Source organism: Pedobacter sp. MR2016-19 (assembly GCF_014947265.1).
Classification (GTDB): Bacteria; Bacteroidota; Bacteroidia; order Sphingobacteriales; family Sphingobacteriaceae; genus Pedobacter.
Map to the genome: position 1 here is coordinate 1 of NZ_JADCNK010000031.1, position 26,198 is coordinate 26,198.

The 26,198-nt window shown below is 38.4% G+C and carries 21 protein-coding genes; 8 read left to right on the top strand and 13 right to left on the bottom strand.

What is annotated here, in order from left to right:
- Positions 1-21 precede the first annotated feature (21 nt).
- A complete protein-coding gene (locus tag IM793_RS23560; protein WP_193425778.1) occupies positions 22-858 on the bottom strand; it encodes an AraC family transcriptional regulator in 837 nt (278 codons plus the stop codon).
- A gap of 173 nt (positions 859-1,031) precedes the next feature.
- On the opposite strand from IM793_RS23560, the gene IM793_RS23565 reads away from it, so the two are divergent.
- Positions 1,032-1,220: a hypothetical protein gene (locus tag IM793_RS23565; protein WP_193425780.1), complete on the top strand. Its 189-nt coding sequence runs from the start codon at positions 1,032-1,034 to the stop codon at positions 1,218-1,220.
- Between the two features lie 923 nt (positions 1,221-2,143).
- Here the strand turns inward: IM793_RS23565 and IM793_RS23570 are convergent.
- The 7 genes from IM793_RS23570 to IM793_RS23600 all read right to left on the bottom strand — a co-directional run bounded on the left by IM793_RS23570 (position 2,144) and on the right by IM793_RS23600 (position 12,360).
- Positions 2,144-3,208 carry a S9 family peptidase gene (locus tag IM793_RS23570; RefSeq protein WP_193425782.1) on the bottom strand — a complete coding sequence of 355 codons (1,065 nt, stop codon included), beginning with the start codon at positions 3,206-3,208 and terminating at the stop codon, positions 2,144-2,146.
- Positions 3,209-3,541: 333 nt separating this feature from the next.
- Positions 3,542-4,660 carry a TlpA disulfide reductase family protein gene (locus IM793_RS23575; RefSeq protein ID WP_193425784.1) on the bottom strand — a complete coding sequence of 373 codons (1,119 nt, stop codon included), beginning with the start codon at positions 4,658-4,660 and terminating at the stop codon, positions 3,542-3,544.
- 64 nt (positions 4,661-4,724) lie between these two features.
- On the bottom strand, positions 4,725-6,140 hold the full coding sequence (locus IM793_RS23580; protein WP_193425787.1) for a RagB/SusD family nutrient uptake outer membrane protein: 1,416 nt from the start codon (positions 6,138-6,140) through the stop codon (positions 4,725-4,727).
- Positions 6,141-6,192: 52 nt separating this feature from the next.
- The gene (locus tag IM793_RS23585; protein WP_193425789.1) at positions 6,193-9,699 is read right to left on the bottom strand and encodes a SusC/RagA family TonB-linked outer membrane protein; all 3,507 of its coding nucleotides are present in this window, start codon (positions 9,697-9,699) and stop codon (positions 6,193-6,195) included.
- A 261-nt stretch (positions 9,700-9,960) separates the two neighbouring features.
- Positions 9,961-11,133, bottom strand: a complete 1,173-nt coding sequence (locus tag IM793_RS23590) for a FecR family protein (protein ID WP_193425791.1) — start codon at positions 11,131-11,133, stop codon at positions 9,961-9,963.
- A 78-nt stretch (positions 11,134-11,211) separates the two neighbouring features.
- Positions 11,212-11,772, bottom strand: coding sequence for an RNA polymerase sigma-70 factor (locus tag IM793_RS23595; protein ID WP_193425793.1), 561 nt, complete (start codon positions 11,770-11,772; stop codon positions 11,212-11,214).
- A gap of 150 nt (positions 11,773-11,922) precedes the next feature.
- Complete coding sequence (locus IM793_RS23600) at positions 11,923-12,360, bottom strand: hypothetical protein (RefSeq protein ID WP_193425795.1); 438 nt, start codon at positions 12,358-12,360, stop codon at positions 11,923-11,925.
- A gap of 484 nt (positions 12,361-12,844) precedes the next feature.
- On the opposite strand from IM793_RS23600, the gene IM793_RS23605 reads away from it, so the two are divergent.
- Together IM793_RS23605 and IM793_RS23610 are read left to right on the top strand one after the other, a co-directional pair.
- Positions 12,845-13,879 (top strand): aldehyde reductase, encoded by a 1,035-nt coding sequence (locus IM793_RS23605; protein WP_193425796.1) that lies wholly within the window; start codon positions 12,845-12,847, stop codon positions 13,877-13,879.
- A gap of 49 nt (positions 13,880-13,928) precedes the next feature.
- Positions 13,929-14,729, top strand: a complete 801-nt coding sequence (locus IM793_RS23610) for an AraC family transcriptional regulator (protein ID WP_193425798.1) — start codon at positions 13,929-13,931, stop codon at positions 14,727-14,729.
- A gap of 211 nt (positions 14,730-14,940) precedes the next feature.
- Here the strand turns inward: IM793_RS23610 and IM793_RS23615 are convergent, their stop codons facing one another.
- Complete coding sequence (locus tag IM793_RS23615) at positions 14,941-15,495, bottom strand: Crp/Fnr family transcriptional regulator (protein ID WP_227256374.1); 555 nt, start codon at positions 15,493-15,495, stop codon at positions 14,941-14,943.
- Between the two features lie 278 nt (positions 15,496-15,773).
- On the opposite strand from IM793_RS23615, the gene IM793_RS23620 reads away from it, so the two are divergent.
- Positions 15,774-16,178 carry a nuclear transport factor 2 family protein gene (locus IM793_RS23620; protein WP_193425802.1) on the top strand — a complete coding sequence of 135 codons (405 nt, stop codon included), beginning with the start codon at positions 15,774-15,776 and terminating at the stop codon, positions 16,176-16,178.
- Positions 16,179-16,600: 422 nt separating this feature from the next.
- Positions 16,601-17,239, top strand: a complete 639-nt coding sequence (locus IM793_RS23625) for a hypothetical protein (protein WP_193425804.1) — start codon at positions 16,601-16,603, stop codon at positions 17,237-17,239.
- 455 nt (positions 17,240-17,694) lie between these two features.
- Here IM793_RS23625 and IM793_RS23630 read toward each other — a convergent pair whose 3' ends face one another.
- On the bottom strand, positions 17,695-18,471 hold the full coding sequence (locus IM793_RS23630) for a hypothetical protein (RefSeq protein ID WP_193425806.1): 777 nt from the start codon (positions 18,469-18,471) through the stop codon (positions 17,695-17,697).
- A 136-nt stretch (positions 18,472-18,607) separates the two neighbouring features.
- Between IM793_RS23630 and IM793_RS23635 the strand changes: the two genes are divergently transcribed.
- Together IM793_RS23635 and IM793_RS23640 are read left to right on the top strand one after the other, a co-directional pair.
- Positions 18,608-20,167: an ATP-dependent endonuclease gene (locus tag IM793_RS23635; RefSeq protein WP_193425808.1), complete on the top strand. Its 1,560-nt coding sequence runs from the start codon at positions 18,608-18,610 to the stop codon at positions 20,165-20,167.
- Positions 20,152-21,177 (top strand): AAA family ATPase, encoded by a 1,026-nt coding sequence (locus tag IM793_RS23640; protein ID WP_193425810.1) that lies wholly within the window; start codon positions 20,152-20,154, stop codon positions 21,175-21,177. The genes IM793_RS23635 and IM793_RS23640 overlap by 16 nt, the downstream gene beginning before the upstream one ends.
- Positions 21,178-21,229: 52 nt before the next feature.
- On the opposite strand, the gene IM793_RS23645 is transcribed toward IM793_RS23640, so the two are convergent.
- Genes IM793_RS23645 through IM793_RS23655 form a run of 3 tightly spaced genes read right to left on the bottom strand, consistent with a single transcriptional unit; the run spans position 21,230 to position 24,677 of the window.
- Positions 21,230-23,101 carry a hypothetical protein gene (locus IM793_RS23645; protein ID WP_193425812.1) on the bottom strand — a complete coding sequence of 624 codons (1,872 nt, stop codon included), beginning with the start codon at positions 23,099-23,101 and terminating at the stop codon, positions 21,230-21,232.
- Entirely contained in the window at positions 23,098-23,592 is a 495-nt protein-coding gene (locus tag IM793_RS23650; RefSeq protein ID WP_193425814.1) for an ABC-three component system middle component 2, read from the bottom strand. Before IM793_RS23650 ends, IM793_RS23645 begins: the two co-directional genes overlap by 4 nt.
- Complete coding sequence (locus IM793_RS23655) at positions 23,589-24,677, bottom strand: ABC-three component system protein (protein ID WP_193425816.1); 1,089 nt, start codon at positions 24,675-24,677, stop codon at positions 23,589-23,591. Before IM793_RS23655 ends, IM793_RS23650 begins: the two co-directional genes overlap by 4 nt.
- A gap of 230 nt (positions 24,678-24,907) precedes the next feature.
- Between IM793_RS23655 and IM793_RS23660 the strand changes: the two genes are divergently transcribed.
- On the top strand, positions 24,908-25,600 hold the full coding sequence (locus IM793_RS23660; RefSeq protein WP_193425818.1) for a hypothetical protein: 693 nt from the start codon (positions 24,908-24,910) through the stop codon (positions 25,598-25,600).
- Positions 25,601-26,198 lie beyond the last annotated feature (598 nt).

Sequence of the window (26,198 nt, forward strand, 5' to 3'; positions counted from 1 at the left end):
AGGGGTCTGGTTTACTATTGATTATTTAATGTAAGACAGGAAATAGTCCTTGCCGCTGAATTGCTTTGGTGTAGTTCCAAACATATTTTGAAAGGCATTTGTAAAATGAGCCTGATCGTAAAATTTATTTGAGACGGCCAAATCGGTAAGATTGGTCGCTCTCTGCATCCCAAAAGCCAGTTTGTCAACGACCCCTCTGAGCCGGATGATGTTTGCAAATTTCTTTGGGCTTATTCCCAGACCCTTCTTAAATAGTTTTTGAAGGTACCTTGGCGAACATCCCATTGTTGCGGAGATGTGTTTAATTTCTATCTCACCAGCAACTTTCATGATCATTGAAGCTGCCAGGTGGAGGTTTCTTGCCGTTAAATCTTGTCTTACAAATGGTCTCCATTTTTCCGAAATCATCCTGCAGATATCAGCATTGCTCAATAGTAAATCCTCAGTTACCTCCGGCATGATAACATCAGTCCGAAAGAATTGGTCCGTATAGTGATCCATATCCTCATCCGTAAAATACATAGGGGTCCAGGGAAAGAGCTGTACCATAGTCGCTCTGCTGTTAGGGCGTATTTCTATTCCGATGAACTCGGTCATCTGGCCACAGAAGTATGTTCCTTTCTGCAGTGAGATAACCTTATTCTTATGATTGACAGTCAATCCATTTCCACGAATAATCGCAATATTGAAGCAACCATTGGGAAGCGCGTATTTATCTACCAGCATCGACAAATTTTCTAAATTATCAAGTGTCCAGATTTTTTTCACAAATAAGGACATACTCAAAGGCACACGATATTCACTATAATTGAACATATTTTCTTTCCCCCCTGTAAAATTATTGTGTTGATTGGGCAATAGTAATTAAAATTATTTGGTTATAACGCAGGTTTATTTTCTTCCCGAAATAGTCGCTAACCGTTCGCATTTCTCCAAGTTTTCAAGGGCGTTTTTAAATATTTTTGCTCAGAAGTTCTTGTCTAAAATCATCTTTTTCAAGAAATATTGAATAGAAATTTAAAAGAAAATAAGTGTTAATTGAAATACATACAAGCGAAAATGAACGAGCTGCCAGTCTGTTAAATTTCTTTAAAATAGCTGTATCACCAGCCAACGGCCGGATATTTATTGAGTACGAAAATGTTGATCAGGTTCCTTCTATTTACAGGATACTTGAAGAAGCAGACATCGATGTTTTCAACATTGAACTGAAACAATAAACACCAGACGCAATAGAAATTATTTTCTTCGATGCATTTTCTTAAATTATTGCCCCAGTTTGTCGCCAGCATTCTCCTTTGTGACTGGTAATATTTAAAATATCAATCAAATAAACATTTATCAAGCTTTCATATCTAATATAAGAACTATATAACGATTTGTTTATGCCAAAAAAATAATAAAAACTTAAAGCCCAGGCGGGGACACTTGCGCCAGATGGGTTATATTTCACCGATACAAATACAGCTGGTTCTTGGCGCACAAACCCCTACCTCTTGTGGCGCCCTGCTTAAGGGCATCTTAACCCTAAGTAGTGGAATCGCTTACCCAAAACAGACCCTGGGGTTACCTTTTAGGTAAGCAAAAGGTAACCCCAGGGTAAGCAAAGGGTAACCCTGGGGTTAACCTGGTAGCAGGAAAGGGTAAACAACAGGTAAAGAAAGGGTAAGTAAATATCGCCCTTTTGTTGGCCTTCCAGGTAGGTAACCATTTAGGTAAAACGAGCACCGCCAGGTCGTTTTAAGTTTCTATAAGAAAATAGCGCCAATTATCTGTATTCTTTTTTAAGGCTATTTTAATTTTCAGCGTCGCTGGAGGCCGGAGGAAGCGTGATCACAAAAAACAGATATAAGTGCTATCCTATCTTTATGGCTTAAAAGGATTATACTTTTAAGTTTTAAAGAGGACTCGTCTCGCTGGGTCAAATAATACAATATTGAACACGTTCATATATTACAATATAAATTAATTCTATTGGATGCACAGTGCGAAATACCTTCGCGAGTAAGGTCACTTCTGTTTTATCCGTAGTCAGCCTGCGCTCAATCCAAAACACACAAGACTACAGACAGAGGGGCGTCACATGCCTTATATAACCTAACTACATGATATTTAAGATTAAGGACAATGATACTAATATAAATTACTTTAAATAAGAAGCAATCCACGTATAAACTTGCTTTTTAACCTTGGGTGGAAAAGCGTGGCGTCCACCATCTTCGTCAAAATATATCACTTTTAAATTATCAGCAGATTTAAGTTTTTTGTAATAAGATAATGCTTCATGATAGAGTTTCTCGGTAGATTTTACGTGGTCTGTACTGTTTGCTTTATTCTGCTCAGTATCTTTGTCCCATTCCCAAAGTCCTCGGGTCATTAAAAAAGGTCTTGGTGCAATCAGGCCCACAAAATCAGAGGTTCGTGCTATATTTAGAAATCCGGGAATTGCCGTATACGCATACCGTTTGCTTGGCGTCTTCTCATCAAACCAGTCAGCCATCTCAAATACGCCACAGGATGAAACACCTATTTTGACGCGAGTATCGGCAAACATGAAGTATGCCAAGGCATTGCCGCCTGCAGAATGGCCGATAGCTCCAACCTTATTTTTATCAACCACAGGCATGGCATACAACACATCCATTGCTCTTTCTAAATCATATACTTCCTTTCCAATTGTAGATCTTCCTACAGACATAAGCTGTCCAGCCCAATGTTCTGTTGCTTGCAGCGACTCTTCATACCACAAATTAGTCAAGGTATCCGGCTTACTAATTCTTCTTCGGTTACCGTGATAAAACCTATCAGGGCATATAACCACGTACCCTTGTTTATACAGTTCTATGCCGTAATGTTGGTCGTCGTCACCTGCAAGGCCAGCCGGTTCAGCTTTACCAAGATAATTACGACTGCCGTCTTGATGTATCGCAATCATAGCCGGTAATTTAGTACCAAAACTATGATTTGGAATAAATAGATAAGCTGTAATGTAGTCCTTGGGCGTATGAAAAACCGTACTGCTATCTTCCGATAAATAACGAATTTTATATCTCCAGCCATTTTCAATATTTATTTTCTCTAATGTATCAACAAACAATTCTGGTGGTTTAGGCATTGTGCCTAATAAACTCATCAGGGTATTTTTGTTTTTCTGTCCAAAGCAGGAAAGACTGGTAATCAGAAGAAATATAGCTAGAATGCTTTTCATATTTAAGTTTTGATAATTTAGACAACTTATAAATCAATTAGGTTACACCAGATGAAGAAACAAGGACTTAGATTCGTTCCTTTTAAACAGATAACAATTTGATTATCAAGCGCGAGTAGTTACTAAATGGAATATAAAAGAGCATATCATGCCGTATGGCTCTTTATTTCTACAGCTACAGCCGATACCCAAAGAAGAAATATGCGCAATAAATTGGGGGCTTAGAAATAACGATGACACAGTGAAGTTTGCACAAGCCTGTAACCTTATTTAAAACGAAAATAGCTGCAAACCCAGAGGCCGCAGCTATTTATAAACTGGTGTACGTAATTACTATTTGAAGATGCCTGCCAGGGTTTTGTTCAGTTCCTCTCCTCTCAAATCTTTACCTACTACCTTACCTTCCGGATCAAGCAGAAAACTTGCCGGCACAGATTTTACCCCATAAGCTTTAACAGCGGAGTTCGACCAGGCCTGCAGATCAGACACATGCGTCCAGGTGAGGCCATCAGCCTCGATGGCTTTTAACCAGGAATCCTTTTTGGAATCCAGGGATACACCTAAAATTTCAAAGCCTTTATCATGGTATTTTTTGTAAGCCGCAACTACATTGGGGTTTTCTCTCCGGCATGGACCGCACCAGCTTGCCCAGAAATCAACCAGTACATATTTACCTTTAAAATCAGAGAGCTTCACGATCTTACCATCCTTATCAGGCATTGCAATGGCCGGGGCAAATTTCCCTTTGGCGGTTTTCGCATTAGTTTTTAACGCGGTGTTAATTTGTTCGCCTATTTCTGATTGCTGCGCATTTTTAGTAAGCAGCCCAAAGAATTCTTCGGCCACCGGAAAATTCGGATAACTGATAAAACGCTCATAAATAACTGCTGCAGATCCGGCCGAAGCAGGATTTTTGAGGATATACTCCTTTACCGCTGTAATGTTCAGTGTATCCAGGGCCCTGAATTCCCGGTCGAAACCTGCGCGGGTAGCGGTGTCTTTTTTACCCGCTTTCTCCGCCTGATCAAGCCGGCCGTAAATATCTCCCGCTTTAGCGCTGATGGCTTTCCACGGGCCGTTGTAAAAGCCCATGTATACATCCTGCGCTGCAGATCCATTAATGACCGCCTGAGACAAACTATCAGGTTTGGTTACATGGATAGCAGAATTTTCCAATATAAAAAGTATTGGATTTTTCAGGCCCTTACTTTCCAATTTATAAAACCCTGGTTGTTTCACCATTCCTTTAAACATAAAGGAACCATTTACAACCTTGGCTGAATCTGTAACTACATATTTATCCCCAACTTCGTGACCAAGGTAGATCTTATCTTTAACGGCAGGAAGATTACCGGTCAGCACATACTTTCCGTTCTGGGCCAATAGCGGGCCTCCATAACATGCCAGTGCCACGGGTACTATGGTTAATATTCTCTTAAATAAAATGTTCATATTATATTGCTTTTAACTTGGTGATTTACATTTTCAAGGCTTATGTTTTCCAGTACTACTTTCCCTACTTGTCTACATTTTGTTTAATGGTGCCATTACCCGGATTTTTAGAGGCGCCCTGTGGAAATGGCATCGTCCAGAGGTGGGAATTCGGGGCAAGCGTTAAGGCCTGTCCGGCTTCTGTTTTGCTCAGCGTAACGGCGTAATTCGGATCCTTGTTCAGGCGACGTGCATCAGCAAAAGGAGTAATCCCTAAAATGAGTTCGTTTCCTTTGGTTCGCTGGATGAGCTTTACCGCCTCTATGGTATTAGATGCGCTCAGCGGCACATATTTCGCAGCAAAAATTCTTTTCACCCGCACAGCGTTCAATGTAGACATTGCACCGGGAATATCATTGAGACGTGCCTGGCATTCTGCTTTGATCAGGTACACTTCAGTGGTTGTTAAACCACCCACGTTGAAAAAACCAGTGGTGATGCTGGTATAATACGTATCTGCACCAACTGTCCTGAGTTTCCAGCGGGAAGCAAATCTTGCATCGCCCGGTTCAAAACGTGCTGCACGGTCAACGCGGATCGCCTGTTCCCGTCCGGCATTACTCGATGCACCGTGACGGAAATAATAATTTTCCACGTAATTGAAACCCATTGGCGAAGGGGCATTGTTGTAGATATCAACAGCCTCTATCTGCGTTTTATAGGTATTGTAAAATGTTGTCCAGTCAAACAGTTTATCGTTGTACTTCAGGGCTTCATTTGCAGCAGCCAGCGCGTCAGCATATCTTCCCATTTGCAGGAGTATCCTTGCTTTCAGCGCATTCGCTGACCCGAGGTTGGGATGCAGCACGGTTGCGCTGGTGGCGCCCAAAGCAGGAATGGCATCATTAATATCCTTCAGCATAAAATCATACAGTTCTTTGATCGATACCTGGGTATACGCCGCGCCAATATCAGCACTGAGGATCAGCGGCACAGATAATTTGGCGGCTGCGTTTGCTTCTTCGTACGTGTCTGCATAATAATTGGCCAGGATATCATAATCCATTGCCCTTAATACTTTCGCCTGTCCGATTAGTTCCGCTTTTTGTGCCTCAGTTCCCTCTGTTGTTCCCGCTGCCTTTTCAATAATCAGGTTGCTGGTATTAATCCCTTTGTAATTGTTATAGTAAGCACCTTCATCTGAATTGTTAAATGCAATCCTGTCGGCCGATTCGTTCCAGTTATAGTTGGCTTTGTATAGCGGATAGTAATTCAGGTTGCTGCTGGTTTCAAATTTATCATTGAGCAAGAGCACTGCCTGGGTGATATCTGAACGGTGGTTACCATACTCGTCGCGGATCAGGGCTTCATAATCTGACAGTGTAGTTGGGATCTGACCATTTCCTACAGGAAGGATATCAATAAATTTTTTGCAGCTGCTAAAGCTCAATACTGAAGCGAGAGCAACTAATTTTATGGTGTTTGAAAATATATTTTTCATCACTTATGTCTTTAAATATTGTTTGCTGCTAAATGCAGTATAAAATAGTTTCCTAGAAATTAAGATAAGCACCCCATACATAATTAGGAGTAAGGTATCCGTTGAGCAGGTATTTTGCAGTTTTGGATTTGGCCAATGTAAAGGCGTTCTCCACATTAAACTGGAAACGGATATTGCTCAATCCTGCTTTTTTAGCTATCTGCTGTGGTACGTTATAAGCCAGGGAAATATTTCTCAGGCGCATATTAGTCGCATCCAGCACATTGATGTCAGCATACTTGTAGATCTCAGCACTTTGACTATTATAGTTAGGATCTTCAGCAAAAACAACTTTAGGAATATTAGTCTTTAACTCATCACCCGGATTTCTCCACCTGTTTACGATATCTTTATTTACCGATGAAATCTGGGTGACGTATCCATTCAGGGCACTGTTATAGCTGGCCCCCAGTGTAGGTAAAAATGTATCTCTCATTTTATGACCGCCCTCGAAAGTCAATAGGAAAGATAGGCTGAAGTTTTGATAGGAAAGCGTACTGTTTAATGATCCGCTGTATTTTGGAACGGTCGATCCGCTGTACACAATAGATTGCAGCGTAGCCGGTGAGGCCAGCACCTTCTCTCCTTTTTCATTGTAAACCTGTGGCAATCCTGTATTACTCAAACCAGCCCATTGATAGCTGTAAATGGAATTGTATGGATTTCCGATACGTGGGAATGATTGCGGATAATCAAGCTGAAGAACATAAAAAGGTGCCTCTATGTTAACATAGGTAACTTTGTTTTTATTAAAGGCATATTGCAGCCCCAAATTCCAGGTCAGGTCTTTGCTACGGATGATATCACCTGACAAGGCCAGTTCAATTCCCTGGTTCAGCATCTCTCCGTTATTGATCACATAGGTTGAATAACCAAACCCTTCAGTTGGCACACCCTGCGTGTTCGCCAGCAGATCCTTGCCATTTTTATGGTAGTAATCAACCGATCCCGATAAACGGTTTTTGAAAATTGCAAAATCCAGACCAGCATTGGTGGTCGTGGTTTTTTCCCATGACAACAATGGGTTTGGCCTGCTACCTATAATAGCCTGCAAACCGCCTACGTTGTAGTTCGGATTGAAATTGAAAGTAGTAAACGGTGCGCTGTTGGTGTAAACATTACCGCCGATACCATGCGAAGCACGTAATTTCAACCTGTCTACCCAGTCTGCATTAAAGAATGATTCCTTGTTGATATTCCAGCCGGCACCCAATGACCAGATTGGCGTATTCTGATATTTCGAACTCGTACCCCAAAGGTTTGATTTGTCCCAGCGGATACTACCCGTAAAGAGATACTTTTCATCATAAGTATAGCCAACATTACTGTAGAAAGAGACAAAACGCTCTGTATTGATCCTGTTAACAGCCGCATCCCTTGTGGTAAAACTTCCTCCTCCGAGAATATTACCGGGGTAGCTGCCCAATAACGGCTGATTGACTAAGCTGTAGGTTAATGTATTCGGGTTATAGTTGTAAAGCGACTGATTATCATATTCAATTTTTCTGTTCCTGATCTCAGAACCTAAAATTGCGGTAAGGCTATGTTTCTCCCCAAAAGTTTTGTCAACGTTTAACTGCTGGCGGAAGTTATAGGCATTATTGAACTGATTTTCCTTGTAATTGATATTTCCGTAAGGCAGATTAAAGATTGCTTGTCCGCCACTCACAGGGTTGAAAGAAGCAAAACTATTTACCTTGCTGCGAACAAAATAGGAGTTTTTATCATACAGTTGATCGAGCCTGCTGGTTGCATACTCATATTGAAAACTTGATTTGTAGGATAACCAGTCGGTTATTTTTGCACCCAGGCGGACAAACGACCTGCTGGTAAAGTTCTTTGTTTTGCCAATGCTCATTGCCTGTTCATCCAATGGCGTAATGTCCATATTGTACAGCCGGTTATTATTGATCAGTACCATGTTATTGGTTGATAATCGTGATGCAGCAGTTGAGGTAAAGTTGCTTCCGTCTGCATTCACCAACCTGTCATACGGTAAAAATGTATAACCTGGCGACAAGGTGTTGTAAGGTTGGATTTCACCTTCATTGTAGGACAGGAATGTACTCAGCTCCATGGTCAGCCATTTATTGATCTGAGTGGTATTGTTGATGTTGATACCTAGCGATTCATCTCCCGCATATTTATCCTGTGTTTTGTTATTGCGATAGGTTGCGGAAGTGTACAACGCATTTTTCTCTGTCGCATTGCCAATACTTAGGTTATATTGCTGATAAAAAGGATTCCGCTTGCTATACTTTTCAACATCATCATAATACTGGTATCCACCGGCTGCCAGCTGGCCTAATTTTGTATTGAGATCTGCCTGTGAAAGTGTGCCTGCAGCATTTCTCAGAATGGCATTGATACCCTGGCTTGGGTAGGCCACATTCTGTAATAAGTTGGCCGCGTAGGCGCCGGCATTTGCACCGCGTAAATTCGGGTTATTGGCAGACCATTCCTTCTCCAGTTCAACAATATCCGCTGAATTGGTAAGGTTATCCGTGTATTGTCTGTAAGGAGAAAGCGTAAATGTACCGGAAGCAGAAATTTGTGGCTTGCCTTTTTTGGCTTTCTTGGTAACAATAACAATGACACCATTAGAGGCACGTGCACCATAAATAGAGGCAGCAGCAGCATCTTTTAATACCGTAATGCTTTCAACATCTTCCAGGTTAAGTCCCGGTATGCCTTCGGCTACATTATTGTTGGCATCCAGTTTCAGGTTTTCCACAGGAAAGCCATCAATCACGTATAAAGGTTGTACCAATCCGTTCATCGAAGTGGTTCCCCTGATCAGACCGTTGTTATAACCTGGTATCCTGCCTTCCAGCAGCGACTGCATACTGCTCAAACGCTGTTGATCCAGTTGTTTGGATGATAACGTAGAAAATGATCCTGTTACACGTTCTTTTGACAGGGTTTGATATCCTGTGGAAACAGTCACTTCATCCAGCTGACCTGTTTGAATGGTCAGGATGATATTGCCCAGGTTTTCCGAAGCCTTGATTTCCCTTGTTCTATAGCCTAAAAATGTAATCATCAGCACGGCATCTTCATCAACATCTTTCAATGTAAACTCGCCATCTTTATTGGTCACTACCTGTTTTTTCAGTCCCTTTACGCTTACTGTAGCGCCGGGAAGCGGCAGATTCTTTTCATCCAGCACCTTTCCGGTAATATCGATCGATTGAAATCTTTTGATGATTTTTTCCAGGAATGTAGGCTCTTTTTTTCTAACCAGTACAGATTTGTTAGCGATGGTGAACTCCAGCGACTGGTTTTTAAATATCTGATCCAGAACATCACTTAATTCTCCATTTTTAACATCTATCGTCACTTTTTTGGAATTCTTTAATATAGAATTCGTAATGACAAAATCGTAACCGCTCTGGTCGCTGATCTGATCAAAAATGGCAAATAATTCAGCATTTCTGGCTGACAAAGTAATTTTCTGTGCGTAGGTGCCCGCACTTACCTGCATAAAAAAAGCAAGCATGAGTAAAGTGGTTAGCTTCATAACTCTCCATAGGTTATTTTGCGCGCTGAAAAAGCGCACTGGTTTAGTGCAAATTTGGTACATTTGGTAAGTTAGGTTGTTGCTTCAAGCCTTGTATTTTCGAGATCGCGGCTTTTAGCGGTTAGTTTGACAATTTTTGTTAATTTCCAGCCTTTTTTGCCAGTTCGATTAGCGTCGGACTGGTATTTTATTCTGGAGCACATCCTCCTGTGGTTCCAGGGATGTACTTTGAATTTCCTATAGAGTAGATATAGTAGATTTTTATTGTATAACTGTCACCCTCCTTCCCTCAACTTTAAATTTAACATCATTAGAATAGCTCAGCATAGTTAGTACTTCGCTTATATTTTTTTGACGTGAAATATGACCATTAAATTTCTCATCTGATACTTTACCTGTATATACGACGTCAATATTGTACCAGCGGATGATTTTTGCCATCACCTCCTTAATCGACTCATTTCTGAAACGGAAATAACCATTTTTCCAGGCCATCACATTTTTAATATCAGCAGGTGCAACAGAAATAGGTTGCCCATCCTGTACTATCGATTGCTCTCCCGGTTTGATCATTTTCCCCTGTTCTGCATGATTTGATACCTGCACGCTTCCTTCAAGCAGCGTAGTTACTATTTTTTGATGATCAGCGTAGCTGTTGATATTGAAATGTGTACCCAGTACCTGTACCTCCTGAAGATTGGTTTTTACGATAAAAGGGTGTGTTTTGTCTTTTGCAATTTGAAAATAGGCTTCACCTGTAAGTTCAACCTCGCGCAATTTCGCCGATGCAAACGATGCAGGAAATTTGATAGAAGAGGATGCATTCAGCCATACTTCACTTTGGTCTGGAAGCCGGAGGCGGTAAGTTTCACCCATGGCAGTCGATAAGGTATGGATGTGTGTACCTGCAGCCATTTGATCATCTTTTACGGTATAAACAACTTGTCCATCAGCAGTTTTACTGATCACTATTCCCGCTTCGCTGGCCAGCTGCCCCTCATTGGCGGCAGACAATACTATTTTTTTGCCGTTATCTAGGGTAAGTGTTGCTGTGTTTTTGCCCGGAGCGATATCGTTTCTGAAGATATTCACCAGTTTTTGTGGCTGTGGCTGATCGCTGTGATAAATAAGGCTGCCCCCTATAACGAGCAAAACCGCAGCAGCCGCAATGCTGATCCAAAGTTTACGCAGCTTGCCCCTGCTCTGCACAGCAGATGTTACCTCAATCTGCGCTTTTAATTCCTCCCACTTTTTATCGGTATTAAAAGTTGAGTATGTTTTCAATGCATCAGCAGATTCATCCCTGATGGCACGAAGTTCCGCTAAAAGCACCTGTTCATCGGCAGTCAGGGAATTTGACGACTGTTCATCTGCTTCCAGTTTGTCTAAAAGCTGGTTCCAGTCAGGAGTAAAAGGACTGAGATTTTTATCCATATCAATACACTGTCGTAGCTATATCGAAAATGGGTGACAGCAAACCGATAAAATAGCTGCTTTTTTTTCAAAATAAATTTAAAATCGTCCTGATAATGAAGAAAAGGCAATAAAAATAAGAATTGCATGATTACGAAGCGCTGAATAAGCCCTGCTTAATTGTGTTTTTACCGTATTGATTGAAATATTTTGCTTTTTAGCGATTTCTGCATAGCTCATTTCATCAACCGCATGCATAACAAATATATTTTGCCTGTTTTCAGGCAATTTTTGAATTAATTCTACAATTTTAATATAGCGCTGATGTCTGATTTCGTTATATTCCTGCTCATCATGATGTTCTTGTTCCTCTTCCAGGGCAGCCAGCATCGAATTCCTCTTTTCAGTAACGGCACTTTTACGCAGAAAGTCAATGCATTTATATTTTACTGCCCTGCGCGCGTAGGCTTCGAAACCTGTGGTTAGTTGAATGGTATGGCGCCTCTGCCAGAAGTCAATGAAAAAGTCCTGCACCATATCTTCCGCTGCAAACTGATCATGAACATATTGCATAGCCACAGCACACAGAAATTGATGATTTCTGCGAAACATCGTTTCGAATTGATCGATATTGAGTGTTTTACTATCTTCTCCTTCCATTAATTAAAATCAAAAATGCGCTTTGATAGTGAACTCAGCATAGGGTAAGGGAAAAATATTCAGTAAAGCAAATAAAGCATTTATTGAATCACATAATTAGTTAAAAACAATGAATTTACGAAATGAATATATCGCCAAAAAAAGCTTGTCTTATTTATCGTAAGAACGATCTTTTGATGGAATAGCCATATACTTTAATAATAAAGCGTACACCGTAGCGATCGTCACCGTACAAAAAAGTATTTCTTTGTCAAAAAAAAGACTGGCGCAATCAGATAGAAAAACGTTTAGACTATAATCGCGACTGTCGCTACTAATTGTAACCATAGTAAGCACAGCTACTAAATACTCAAACACTATAGTTATCAGAATAATAACAATTAATTTTCTGAAAATTTCATTTCTGCTAATAGCAGCTAATAAAACATAGGTCCAAATAATAAAAACACAAATAAATATTGGGCTTGAAGCAATGAAAAACAACCCTGCATATCCCGAATTATTTGGCAATGCCACAAAAGAAGCAATTAAAGCCACTAATGTGGTAAGCACTGCTATTAGTAATACCCGTTTAAATTTTATTTTCATTAAAAGAAGCTATTTATTTTGGCCTGTTTTGTTCTATTAAGGTTAAACACCAATAATCTGCCCATTTACGGGAATTGAAATTTAGCCGGCATTTGCAATGTAAGGCTTAGCTTTTGCGAATGCACTCATCATTAAGTTTGCTGTTAATATAAGTTAATTTTTTCTTTTTCAGCAACGTTCTGTGGACCGGGTAACTGCCAATCAGCACCCGCACCATCCAAAATATACTCAAAAAGGATCGGGCAAAAATTGCATTAATCGCTATTGCAAACAACAGAAATGATGTTGTTTGATAAGAAGGAGCATTGATATATATCAATCAGAAATGCAGATAGGAATAAAAAGATGATCAAATCTGTTGAAACTCATCGGTTCGCCAAGCACAATGTCTAATATGAACGCTACAACAAATAAAAATTGAACACCACAACAAAGTACAATAGATAAATTAGCCGGAGATTTGCTTAATTAATTTACAAAAGCAATGGAACGATCAAAAAAAGAAACCGTGTTAGTTACCGGAGGATCTGGCTTCGTCGGTAGTTACTGCATTATACAGTTACTAAAGGAAGGATATACGGTCAGAACGACGATCCGGTCATTAGATAAAATAGATTCATTAAAAGAAACACTTTTAGCCGGCAAGGCTAATAATATGCAAAACCTGACCTTTATTGCGGCTAACCTCACGAGCGATGAAAATTGGGACGAGGCTGTTGAAGGATGTGATTATGTTCTTCATGTGGCCTCTCCTTTTCCGGCAGGAGAGCCTAAAAACGAGAATGAGATCATTATACCCGCACGGGATGGCGCTATAAGGGTTTTGCGCACAGCGCAGGCTGCAAAGGTCAAACGTGTGGTCTTAACGTCATCCTTCGCAGCTATAGGCTATACCATTAACCCTAAGAACCATGTTTTTACCGAGTCCGACTGGACGGATCCCAATGTAAAGTTACCGGCCTACATCAAATCCAAGACGATCGCAGAACGTGCAGCCTGGAATTTTATGGAGAAAAATGCTGGAGCTATGGAATTGGTTGTCATCAATCCTGTTGGGATATTCGGACCAGTTTTAGGAAAAAAATTTAGCAGTTCAATCGGCATGATTGTACAGTTGCTTTCAGGAAAGATGCCCGGAACACCACAACTATCATTCGGCATCGTGGATGTTCGTGATGTAGCCGATATCCATATCAAAGCAATGAAAAATCCGGCGGCGAACGGCCATCGGTTCCTGGCAACATCAGACGGGATGATTTCATTTCCGGGAATTGCCAAAGTTTTAAAGGTGGACAGTAATTTACCTGTTGATAAAGTGCCGTCTAAAATTCTGCCGAACTGGCTTGTAAAGGTTAGTTCATGGTTCAAGCCGGAATTGAAACCCATTGTTCCACAGTTGGGCGTGGTGAAAACGCTGTCAAATGCAAAGGCCAAATCTGTCCTGAACTGGAGCCCGCGACCCAAGGAAGCGACCATTAGAGAAACGGCAGAAAGCCTGGTCAAATTTAAGATCGTATAAGTTCGCGTTATTATTGGCTTTTAACATTTGATTTGCGAAATTTGATGATATGATACCAGTGAATGAACATCCTCAAATACTGATCTCCTGTTATTACAAGAAATCTGTAAATGGCGAGGATATCGTCAACCGGCACGCTTTTGCTTACCAGATCGCTGGAAGTCTGACTGTTCAGGACGGACACGAGAAAGTGATCTTTCAGCCAGGCGACTTTCGTTTTAATGTTCGCAATAGGTTGGCCAAATTTGTAAAACAACCTGGTGAAAGTGATCCTTTTAAATCACTTTCACTACAGTTTGACGAAGAAACCCTGCGTGAGTTTGCCGATGAGCACCATCTGATCGCTGAAACAACATCATATGTTTCACCCTCATTCCAACTTAAAAAGCATCCGCTTCTTCAGAATTTCGTGGATTCACTACAGCAATCACTTCCTTATTTCACTGAGGGTAACAATGACCTGATGAAAATAAAATTGAAAGAAGCTTTGATCGTTCTGCTTAAAGTGCAACCTGAATTAAAGGATATACTTTTCAATTTTCAAACTCCCGGAAAGATCAACCTCAAGGCATTCATGGAGCGGAGTTTCCGCTTTAATTTGAGCCTGGCGAGGTTTGCTTACCTTACCGGTCGGAGCATTTCGACCTTCAAACGCGATTTTTCAGGGGAGTTTTCAATGACACCGGCAAAATGGTTGCAGCAGAAAAGGTTAGATGAAGCTTATTATTTACTTAAAGAGGAAAAGTTTAAAACTACTGATGTCTATGCAGAAGTGGGCTTTGAAGACTTGTCTCATTTCTCATTTGTGTTCAAAAAGCGTTTTGGAGTCAATCCCTCCAGTATTTCCTGAAATTTGAGAAGGCACAAACAGTCCTTCAGCCAAGGAAGCTATCGTATCCTAGAATGATTCAACAAGTTTTTTTGGGCTGGTAAAGACCAACTACTATTTCATTGTTCAAAAGTAAGTGACAATAAATTCTTCGCCGAAAGTCTTGGTATCTCTACGATCCCTCAAGAGGGCCTTTTCCCTTGAACAAAATTGAGGGTTCCAAATCAGTTAGTTAGCGCCTAACGATCTGTTTCCTGACTCTGCTTAACGTTTCTGCGGTAATTCCCAGATATGAAGCGATCATGCTTTGCGGAACCCGCATATTCAGATGGGGAAACTTTTCCAGAAATCTTAAGTATTTGTCTTCAGCGGTGAGGCTGATGAAGGTATGGATCCTGTCTTGGGCTACGAGAAAACTTTTTTGCAGTATGGAATTGATCATATTATTAAATGCAGGTACCTCTGAACACAGGTAGTCAAATTTTTCCCTGCTGATCAGAGCCACCTCTGAATCTTCGATCGCATCTATGTTATAAATGGAAGGCTGACCTGTGAGAATGCTTTCCCGATCACCGATCCAATAATTCTCTATAGCGAAATTCAGGATGTGCTCAACCCCTTTTTCATCGACCGAATAGGTACGTAAACATCCTTTGGTAACAAAGGCATGGTTCTTGGCCACATCACCTTCCTGGGTAAGATACTGTCTTTTCCTGACGCTCTTTAAAACTGCAGCTTCAGCCACCTTTTCCAGCTCCTCTGCTGTATAATTTCCTTTTCCTTGCAAATATGTTTTAAAAGTCTCGATCACCTTTGTCTGATGTTGCAGTTATAATGCTCTAAGATAATGAATAAATCTTTTTTGTAAAGGATTCTGACAACTGTTGGCTTCGCTGGCACGAATAGATTGTTAACGGCTTTTGCAAACAACCTTAATTCTTGCAGTCAGCCCGGCCAGAAATTGATATAGATCAACAATATTTCTTACGAAATGTCAATGAATTGACGGTTAGAACATGCGATTTTTGTAGTGTTAAAACAATATAAAAACTTAAAATTAAAGATATGAAAACTGCAAAAGAATTATTGCTTGACTATTTGGAAAATGTAGGAAACCCTGATTTTCAGATCGAACTTTTTGCTGACGATGCTGTATTTGAGCTACCATACCTGGCAAGCCTTGGAATACCGGCCCGATGGGAAGGACGGGAAGTGCTGTACAATTTTCTGGCTAACCTACCAAAAACATTTCCTGGATTCAAATTCAAAAATATTCAAATCCACATTGATACGCCAGATCAGGCGTTTGGAGAATATGAGGCAACGGCGACTATTGCATCAAATAGTAAAGATTATGCCCAACATTACATGGGCCGTATTGTAGCTGAAAATGGTAAAATTAAATTGATCCGTGAAGCTTTGAATATGGTGCCGGTAATCAGAGATATTAAAGGTATCGCTATTGACTAAACATTAATAAAGCCTTCATTGCATGTGGATAATTGAACTGCATATGCCCGGTAGTTGCGAACGATTGATGCATCCCGCATATCAGAGCAAACTTTAAATTTGCTTTGCCTGGTAACTGAATATAAAGGTGCTTCATCCATATACTTAGTTTTTCAACCGGCACACCGCGTACGGGAAGCTACTTTGAACGCTGATGAGAAACCAAATTAAATAATGAAGATTTTTCTTTGAGATTTGAGATATTATTTCTAAATTGGTTATGCGAATTACTAATTAATATCATCATTCACTTAAACACAGAGCTAAAATCAATTAAATTTCTTTAACAATATTCCTGGTCGAGTGGTAGCCCCACATTTTCAATTTCTCTGTGAAGAGTTATTTGGTAGTTCGCAGCGACCAGGATACTTTATTTTACGGTTATGCGAACTACCAAAAGTAAAAATCAAAACACACAGCTCCCTGCTCAGGTTGCAGCTGAATCAGCCAACATGAATGTATTACCTGCCATTTGCGCAGTAAAGGCTACCTTACATCATATTGATGGGAATGTTTCTGAAATCACGATGACTTTGCCACGCTACACCGGTTGGGCAGAATTTTTAGAGGATGGGCAAAATTCCATTCGGGAATATGTGTATCAACTCACCCGGCATTGGATTCAAATTACCCATTTCTTTATAGAAACAGGAACCATTACCGCCAATGGAACAATAACCTCTTGTTTTTTGCCCCGAAGGTTCGATATCCCTTTAGGCAAGTTTTATAAACCAATGGCGCCCGGTTCCTGGGTATCGGCTACTCAGCACCCGCACCATCCAAAGTGTAACCAAAAAGGATCGAGCAAAAATTTATCAGCATTGATGGCTATTGCAAAAAGTAGAAATGATGTTGTTTATCATCAAATAGAACCTAATACCATTCTTTGCGGCATTCCATTCGAAAGTAAATCGGCCTACTTTGAAAAAGGCGATATTCCTATCGGGCATTTTCAAAAGAACGGAATTGAATATATGGTGATTTATAGTTATAGTGTTAATGAGAAAGGAAGTGTTGAGTGAGGTAAAATGAAATTGATAATTTAATTTTAAGCCCTTACTGATGGTGAGGGCTAACCTTACTATGGGTTAGGGAGGGTTCATTTATGGAAGATCTGGTAAAAATAGCCCTTATACCACTACATAACGCAGAAATATGAAACCGGAAACGATAAGGTAATTATAAAAAAAGCTTAGGTATCTTAAACGACACAACTAGGGTAAAAGATTATGAGTCTTCTAGCCTAAACGCCGTATTATAAGTCAAAATGTGCTTTTCTGACCTACAGAACCAATTTACGAACTATTTTTGAAAACACAAAATTTTGCTCCGTTACGTATTTGTTACGGTTTTTACCTAGAGATCGGAAAAGCATATGTGTATTGTATAAGATCTTACGGCATTGATACGCATACTGAGCGAGCAACAGCAGTTGTTTGGACATACATGGTTTAAAGCCTATACAGGTGGTACACTATTAAATATGTCCCCTTTTTAAATGTGTCCAATCTGCATTAGGTGATACTACTGTATGGTCAAAATTACTATTCTGAAATAGTGCCATAAGCCATTTATACCGCTTTTGATATTGATAATAAGTTTCTAAATACTTCCCTCTAATTTTTGAATCTTTCTGCAAGGTGATATTTGAATAAATGTTTTTTAGCGTTTTAACATCATCCTGCAGGCCAAAAAAATCATAGCCCGCTGAAACATATCCTTCGTCTATGGGCGGATCAAACTCACCAAACATATGTAAGAACTCTATGGTTTGAAGCAAGTAGACGAAGTTTAAATCATTATCAAATTCTGTAGTACGGAAGATCTTATTGTATTTATTTATCCGCTTATCTATGAATAACCCCAATGCATTAATTTCCTTTTCCTTGTAATAACAATTCAACAATGCCGTACCATAATAAGCTTCCATGTTCTTAAGGTGATGATAATAGAATTGGTCATAAGTTAGAATTGCACGGAATTGGATGTCCAGATCAATGGTCTTGAACATTAGATCCTGTATAAACTCACAGGCGAACATGACAAAGTACTCATGATCATGTTCGGTAACAGGGGTAGCATTGTTGAAAATTAATATTGTATCTGAAAACACCAGTGTCTTAAAATCATGGTGATCGTGGGCGTTTAAACTATCAATGACAGTAAATAGTTTTTTTATTTTTTTGGTATTGTTTCTTACAAGCTCTGAAAAGCCTAATATGTCGATGTACAGTAGATACTTTGCGTCCTTCATTATTTCTTCTTGGTCGTAATGTTATAGTGCCGGCATATTCATTATGCCCCTGATCTTGATATTCTTAAAGGTGCATTTAAATTTCATAACTTGCATTACCAAATTCTTTAACGTAAACCGAACAACCTTAAAGCAAATGAAATCCATTAAGAAAATTAAGTTACATAACTTTAAAAGGTTTGAAACTTTTATGGTTGAGTTCGATGAAGAACTTAATTTATTTATTGGTGATAACGAGGCTGGGAAAAGTTCACTTTTATCGGCAATTGATATTGTTCTAAGTGGGAGCCGAAGCAAAATTGAAACACTAGGCATTGAAAGCATTTTCAACATAGATGTTGTTGAACAATTCCTGCTATCCGGTAAAAAATACGAAAATTTACCAATAGTATTTATTGAACTGTACTTAAATGAACAACATAATCCGGATGTTAATGGCAAGCACAATTCTGAAAATATAATTTGTGACGGATTAAGGCTATGCTGCGAACCTAATGATGATTTAGGTAAAGAAATAAAAGAAATCCTGGAGCAGGAAGAATCAAATTTTCCTTTTGAATACTATACCATAAGCTTTAAAACATTCTCAGGCGATAGTTATACCGGCTACAGGAAGTTTTTGAAACATATTCTGATTGATAACTCACAAATCAATAATGAATATGCGACAAGGGAATATGTAAAGGCGATGTACAGCAGCAATGCAAAGGACGGCGAAAGGCATAAACATCAAAACGAATACAGGAAATTTAAAGAAACGTTTAAAAGCAGCGTTCTTAATAATATCAACGACCGGTTGGTGGACTATAATTTTTCCGTTAGGAACAGCCATAAAGCCAATCTTGAAACCGACCTTACCCTTACAGAAAACAATATCAACATAGAAAATAAGGGAAAAGGGAAACAATGTTTTATAAAAACTGAATTCGCCTTAAATAAAAGCAGCAGCAAAATTGATGTCATACTGTTGGAAGAACCTGAAAATCATCTGAGCCATCTTAATATGAAGAGGCTTATTCGAAAAATCAGAGCAACTGAAGGTAAGCAGTTGTTTATCACTACACATAACGATTTGATAAGTACCAGGCTTGATTTGAGAAAATCAATTCTGCTCAATAGCAATGGCACCGTGCCTGTTCTGCTAAAAGATTTATCTGAAGATACCGCAAGTTTTTTCATTAAAGCACCTGATAATAATATCGTTGAATTTGTGCTGTCCAAAAAGGTCATTTTGGTTGAGGGGGATGCAGAATACATTCTTATGGAACAATTCTTTAGAGAGGTTTCTAAAATGGAATTAGATATTTCAAATATTCACATTATCTCTGTCGGCGGAACCAGTTTCAGGCGTTATTTAGATTTAGCCAAATTGCTAAAGATAAAAACAGCCATAATAAGAGATAATGATAAAGATCACAAGGTAAATTGTATAGATAGTTACAGTGATTATGTTGGTGATCTCATCCAGGTTTTTTCGGACAAGAACAACTTGCGCTATACGTTTGAAATCTGTATGTATGAAGACAACAAGTCCATCTGCGATAATTTATTTAGTACGGGCCGACGAACTTTAAGCGTTCTAGATTATATGTTGCAAAACAAAGCGGACGTTGCTTTTGAAATACTTGAAAAGAAAGCGTCAGAAATCGTTACACCCTTGTACATCAAAGAAGCAATAGAGTGGATAAGAAAGTGATTTTTGCGGTTGCCGGTTCAGGAAAAACTACGCTTATCCTTGACAGCCTCTGCCTGGAAAGAAGAGCGATCATTATTACGTACACTAATAATAATTTAGAAAACCTTAGAAATGGCATAGTAAGAAAGTGGGGATATATACCTGAAAACATCAAACTGCTTTCGTATTTTAATTTTCTTTATACCTACTGCTATCGGCCGTTCTTATCTTTTACGATCCGCGCAAAAGGAATAAATTGGAAGCCTAATTTAAATATTTATGCAAAAAACGACGCAAGATATATAGATGATTATAATAGGCTTTATAGCAATCGGATAGCAAAACTGTTAGAGGAGAAGCAGGCGCTTCAAGACGTTAATGATCGCTTAAGCAAATACTTTGATATTATTTTTATTGATGAGGTTCAGGACTTTGCAGGTCATGATTTTAACCTGCTTAAAAGTATAGCTAAAACCCAGGTCGAAATGTTATTCGTTGGTGATTTTTATCAGCATACTTTTGATACCAGCAGGGATGGGAAAGTAAACAGCACACTCCATGATGACTATGCAAAATATAAGCAGGTTTTTGAAAAAATGGGTGTTAAAGTTGATACCGCAAGCCTGATTAAAAGTCACCGATGTAACGCGGAGATTTGCAATTTTATACTTGAAAAAATTGGAATTGCAATAAAATCCCATAGAGCGGATACCTCACAAATAAAGATTGTAGATAACGATAATGACGCGCAACAATTATTCAGGGATAATAATATTATCAAACTATTCTACCAAGAACATCAAAAATATGGCTGCCATTCCAGGAATTGGGGTGAATGTAAGGGAGAGGATAAGTATAACGATGTATGCGTGGTATTAAACAAGAACACGTGGGATCATTATAATAAAAATATATTATCCAATCTTCCTGCTCAGACAAAAAACAAACTGTATGTTGCCTGTTCAAGGACAAAAAAAGACTTATATATCGTGTCAGACGAATATTATAAACAGCACAAAAAAAAGAATTAGATCCGCTGTTTCATTGGACAGGTTTGAGCCTTTTTGAGAGTAAACGAATTAATTATTCAGGAAAGAAACCTTGTCGCCCCGATCCTTTAGTTCCTGTAAATGTCACTAAATGTAATTTATCTTGAATTGCACTTAATGTGTCCGAATCTGGTGTTTTGTTGTCGAATAAAATTACCTGCGAATTATTCGGAAGTGCTATTATATCAATGAAAAAGGATTTTAAGATTTCAGTTTGTATGCTTTCAGTCGTGGTTGTACCTTTTTGCTTTTCCTCATATGTAGTAAGTGGCGAATCCAGGACAATAAGGTTTGAGAAATTCCGTGTGTTAGATTGACAATAGTCAAGTAACCCAATCAGACAAGCTGCGTAAGAAATTGATCTTTTTCCCTTTCCATAGCTTTTCCGCGTTTTACCAGAAATTACAATATCGAAAGTATTGTAGTGAGAATCAAAATCAATTTTTACCGAGTTTTCATAATTCCAGTTTTGTAATCTTTTTTCAATAAACCAACACAAATCTGTTAATAGAGAATAGGGCACCAGGTTTATTTCTTCTTCAGCCGGCTTCTTAGCGTTTAATAAATTTTCCAAGCGATCTTTTTCCTTCAATAACTTTGTGATTTGATTATCAATGAATACAATTTCTCTCGCGGTATTTTCAATTTCTAAATATTCGTTTAATTCATTTTTCAACTCTCGTGTTTTGACAGAAAAATTTGATTCTAAATCTATTTCAAGTTCATTAAGTTGATTGTTTAGACGTTCCACCTCAATTTGAAGTGTTATTTCTTCAAAGGCTAAATTGTCGGCAGTGTCCTTTAAGCCCAAAAGTTTAGACTGAATTTTACTTAGTTCATTTGTAGCCGCAGCAATAAAATTTTCTTTTTCTTTTATATGATATATATGATCATCCTGTAATGGTGATGAACACAGCGGACATACCACATCACCCAATTGCTCTGAAATAACATGCGTTTCTAGGATAAAATCTAAGCGCTCTGAATCGCTTACATATTGTTTTTCCAGTATTGAAAATCGCTGAGTCAATTCTTTTTTATAAACTAATTCATTAATTAGGTTCTGTCGATCCTGCAAAAGCTTGTTTTTCCTGTTTACCAATTCCTTAGCAAGCGCTATATTATTCTGAAGGTTTGAATCCAGTTCGAGGAACTTTTGTTTTTCTCCTATAAAATTACTGGATGTGGTTTTCTCAACTAAAAGAGCTTTGTCTAACGAATATTGTTTAACCTGGTATTCTAAAAATTCAAGTTTTCCTAATATTTGATTTTCCTTAATTGTAGTGTCCTCTTTTTCCACAATATCCGAAAAGTCATTTCCCGACAACAACACATGCAACAGTGATTGAGCCATTATCCTCTCTTTATAATACGGGCCTGAACTGTAAAAGGGTGATGTTGTCTTTATAATATTTTCCTCTGCTATGAAAGTTAGATTCAAAAGATTTCTAAAAGCAATATTAGCGGTCGCGCCACTCTTTTTATTAACAAGAATCCGCTTGTCTTTTAACTCAATTAATTCTAATAAGAAACTTGAGATATGTTCGGGGTTATCTAATTGACCTGTTGTCGTCAATTTAAATTTAGTTATGCTTTTGGTATAGAACTGTTGGTATGTACATTCTTTCACATACATTATAGTTTTATGCAGTTCCCGCCATAAAGTATAGGTCTTATTATCTTTATAGGTTACAATTTCTATCAATAGCTCATTGTATCCAACGCTTTGAGGAATATCTTTTGGAGCTTCACCAATACCCAATGCATAACTTAATGCAGCAAAAATGTAAGACTTTCCAGTGTCGGAAGCGCCGGTAACTAAATTTGCACCCTTTTCAAAATTTATACTTGCCGTCTCAACATTATTACCTTTAACGTGCAGACTTTTTATGTAAAATCCGCTCATAGATTATCTGTTTCATTATAAGTTAAAAAATCAGCACCCCATTTTTGTATATTGTTGTCTATAAACAACTTAATTTCTTGTGTGCTTTCATTACCCCACCTATTCAAAACCCATTGACATCTTTCTAAAAGATCTAGAAAATATTTGGTTTGAAACAGCCCAAGAAAAACTTTACCAGCTTCGCTTATTTGATAAAAGAAACCTTCAGGGAGAACGACTAGGTTAATCAACTCTTTGGTAAGCATAATCGATAATCCTTTTTGTATTAAATCTTTCTTTGAGAACACTTGTACTCCCCGGTTTGGTATGGGTGCGTGTAAACTTGTAGGGCCGTTAATGTCGGATGTATTTAAGCATAAGTAATCTAAATACATTATTTTTTCCAAGTCCATGATTTGATTATCGCTAGATTTTAATATTACTAGGGAACGCAAACCAATTTCAATTGGTGTGTTATAGATTTTTATTGAAAATGTTTGAGACTCCTTCATGATACAATCCAATTGATGCGATTTTCATTTGCTAAGTGATTACATAGTCCATCCTTGTCTAATGGTTTTACTTCAATCGATAATGGATTACTTGTAAAGCTTTGTCTTTTTATCTCTTGTGACGCTATGAGAATTCTTGTATAACCCGTATCGGAAAGATGCAATTCTAACGTGGTGGTGAGCACAGAAAAAGCATCATCGAGTAAATCCTCAAAAGGCGGCGGAGTTGATTCGGGAAAATTTTCACGACTGAATTTCTCCAACGATTCTGCACTATAAAAGCTGTTTCTTTGTGTGTTAAAATGAGTGAAATATTTCCCTTTGTCTTTTAAATCATCAACGCAGGCTATTTTAAGGTTTAATTCCTGCTCATAAACCTTGAAGAGTAGTTCCGTATAATTTTGTTCTCTTGGCTGTATGGTCAGGTCTGGTGCAGGTATAACATCACGATATTTCTTTATTCCGCCACCAAATCTTAAAGTATGATAGGCCGTCGCTTTATGCTGGTCAATTATTTCATGTGGGGCTAGGTCCCTGATGATAGAAAAATCAAAGTCTTCAATATATTTCCTAAACTCGTCTGTCAATATAACATCCTCAGTTTTGGTAATCTTCTTCAGACAATAATCCTCCCAGTTCTCAATAAGCTTTTGATTTATGGTTTCAGGATTATCTATAAAATCCAATATTGCCGGACCACAACCTTTTGGAGCAACAATAAAATATTGTTTAGGTATTGGGTATTGTTTTTTAAATGTGTAGTAGCATAACTTTCCAAGTTCAGGATATAAAGTTGTTGGCGATACCTTATTATCATAGTGCTTGCATTGATATATATCTATGCTGCCATCATCATAATACCCCACAACGTCGCGTCCCTTGTCGCCCGCTCCCGCAAAAGAACGGGTTTTAGCATATTTTTTATCCAGAAAACCAAAAACCCATTCAAGAACGAATACTTCGTAATCATCAGATGACATCAACTCCACTCGGCTTAGCGCAGGAACAATAGCCCCTTGAAGTGCTTCAAGTGCAGATATTCTTCTCACTAAAGCTGGTTGCGTTAAGGGCAGTTCTGTTAGCATTAAACTGGTTAGGTTAAGGTGTTAGTTTAAATTTGTTTATAAATCGGGCTTTTCAGGATATAATAATAAGCAAAGTTTAGCACATTGACACTATTAGGTATAACAGGCTTGAAACGAATAGTAAAAGACCTTAGTCCGTATTAACTACGAGATGTCACCAACTAACCTTGCATTTTTGTAGATTTATAGATTATTAATTTTACACCACTCATCCGCGCTATAAATCCCTTATGAAAATAGACTTCAGTAAAATTTATCTGTTTACCTGGGAAGACCTGTACTATACGGAGGTTGAGAACGAAATCGGAATTGAGGCTTTTAAAAAGTTATGTGCTAACCAAGAAAACTCCCTAAAAACCACAGAGCAAGAATTTAAACAACTGGTAAACGCTGAGTTGTCAACACTCCAGCCCGAAGATCAAGGTAGCTATTATATGCAGATCTTTCAACGGGATGAAATGATGATAAGGGAACTTTTAAGGCTACAACGATATTCATTGTGCTTATCTATTTTTTCTTTTTTTGAAGGTAGGCTAAAGAGTATTTGCTCCCAGATTGAACATAAGTTCAGTTTTAAAATCAAGGTTGATGACCTGAACAGCAATGAAGACCTGTTAAAATATTGGAATTATTTTATAAAGGTATTTGAACTTGATTTAGACGATTTGGAAAAACATTTTACTCCCATAAAGCAACAAAAGATTGTAAGAAATCTAATAGCGCACCAAAATGGAATGCCAAGACCAGAACAAGAAAAAAAGATAAACCTTGTTGAGGGTATTCGAATAGAAAAATATGAAGCCTTTTGCCAAGTTATAATAGCCGACCCAGTTTACATCATAAACTTATTGGACGTAATGAACACATTTCTAAAAGAATTACTTTTAGCCATTGATAAGCGGTATATCAAGATAACTAATTAATCATCAATGGATTATAAAAACTTTAACTTCAACCACTTCGTCTATAAAACAGTTCACATATACTCCATCATAGACCAAACCAAAGATTTGGCATCAATAAAGCCTAACTGAACGTTATAAGTGAATGTCATCGCTTTCATCGATGTATCTCAATATTTAGTTGACATTTAGATTATAGCTAGAGTCAAAGATTCTAAGTCTTCTACTCGATCTATCTGGAATAGGTATTGATAGCTTCTAAGTATCACTTCTAACTTTATCCTGAAATTATATAAGTGCGTTCTAATACAATCATTAGAATTCGCTTTAATAATATGTCCATAAAATCTAATGGTTCGACCTTAGTACGTCCGGGTCTCCCGCGCCGGAGATTGAAACAGACGGTTTTTTTTCAATCTTTTCATGCCCGCCCCGCTCTTCCATCGATTGGGACCAAGGCTCTTTTAGATGAGGTGCCGGAAGTAGTTGTTAAAGCTGTATCAGACTTATTTTGACGAGTTTATACTACAAAAACAAATATGGTATTATAAGTATCTTTTGTTAATTTGCCCCACTTATCGTTTATAAACCTGATAACCATCTCTGGTAAATTTTTTAG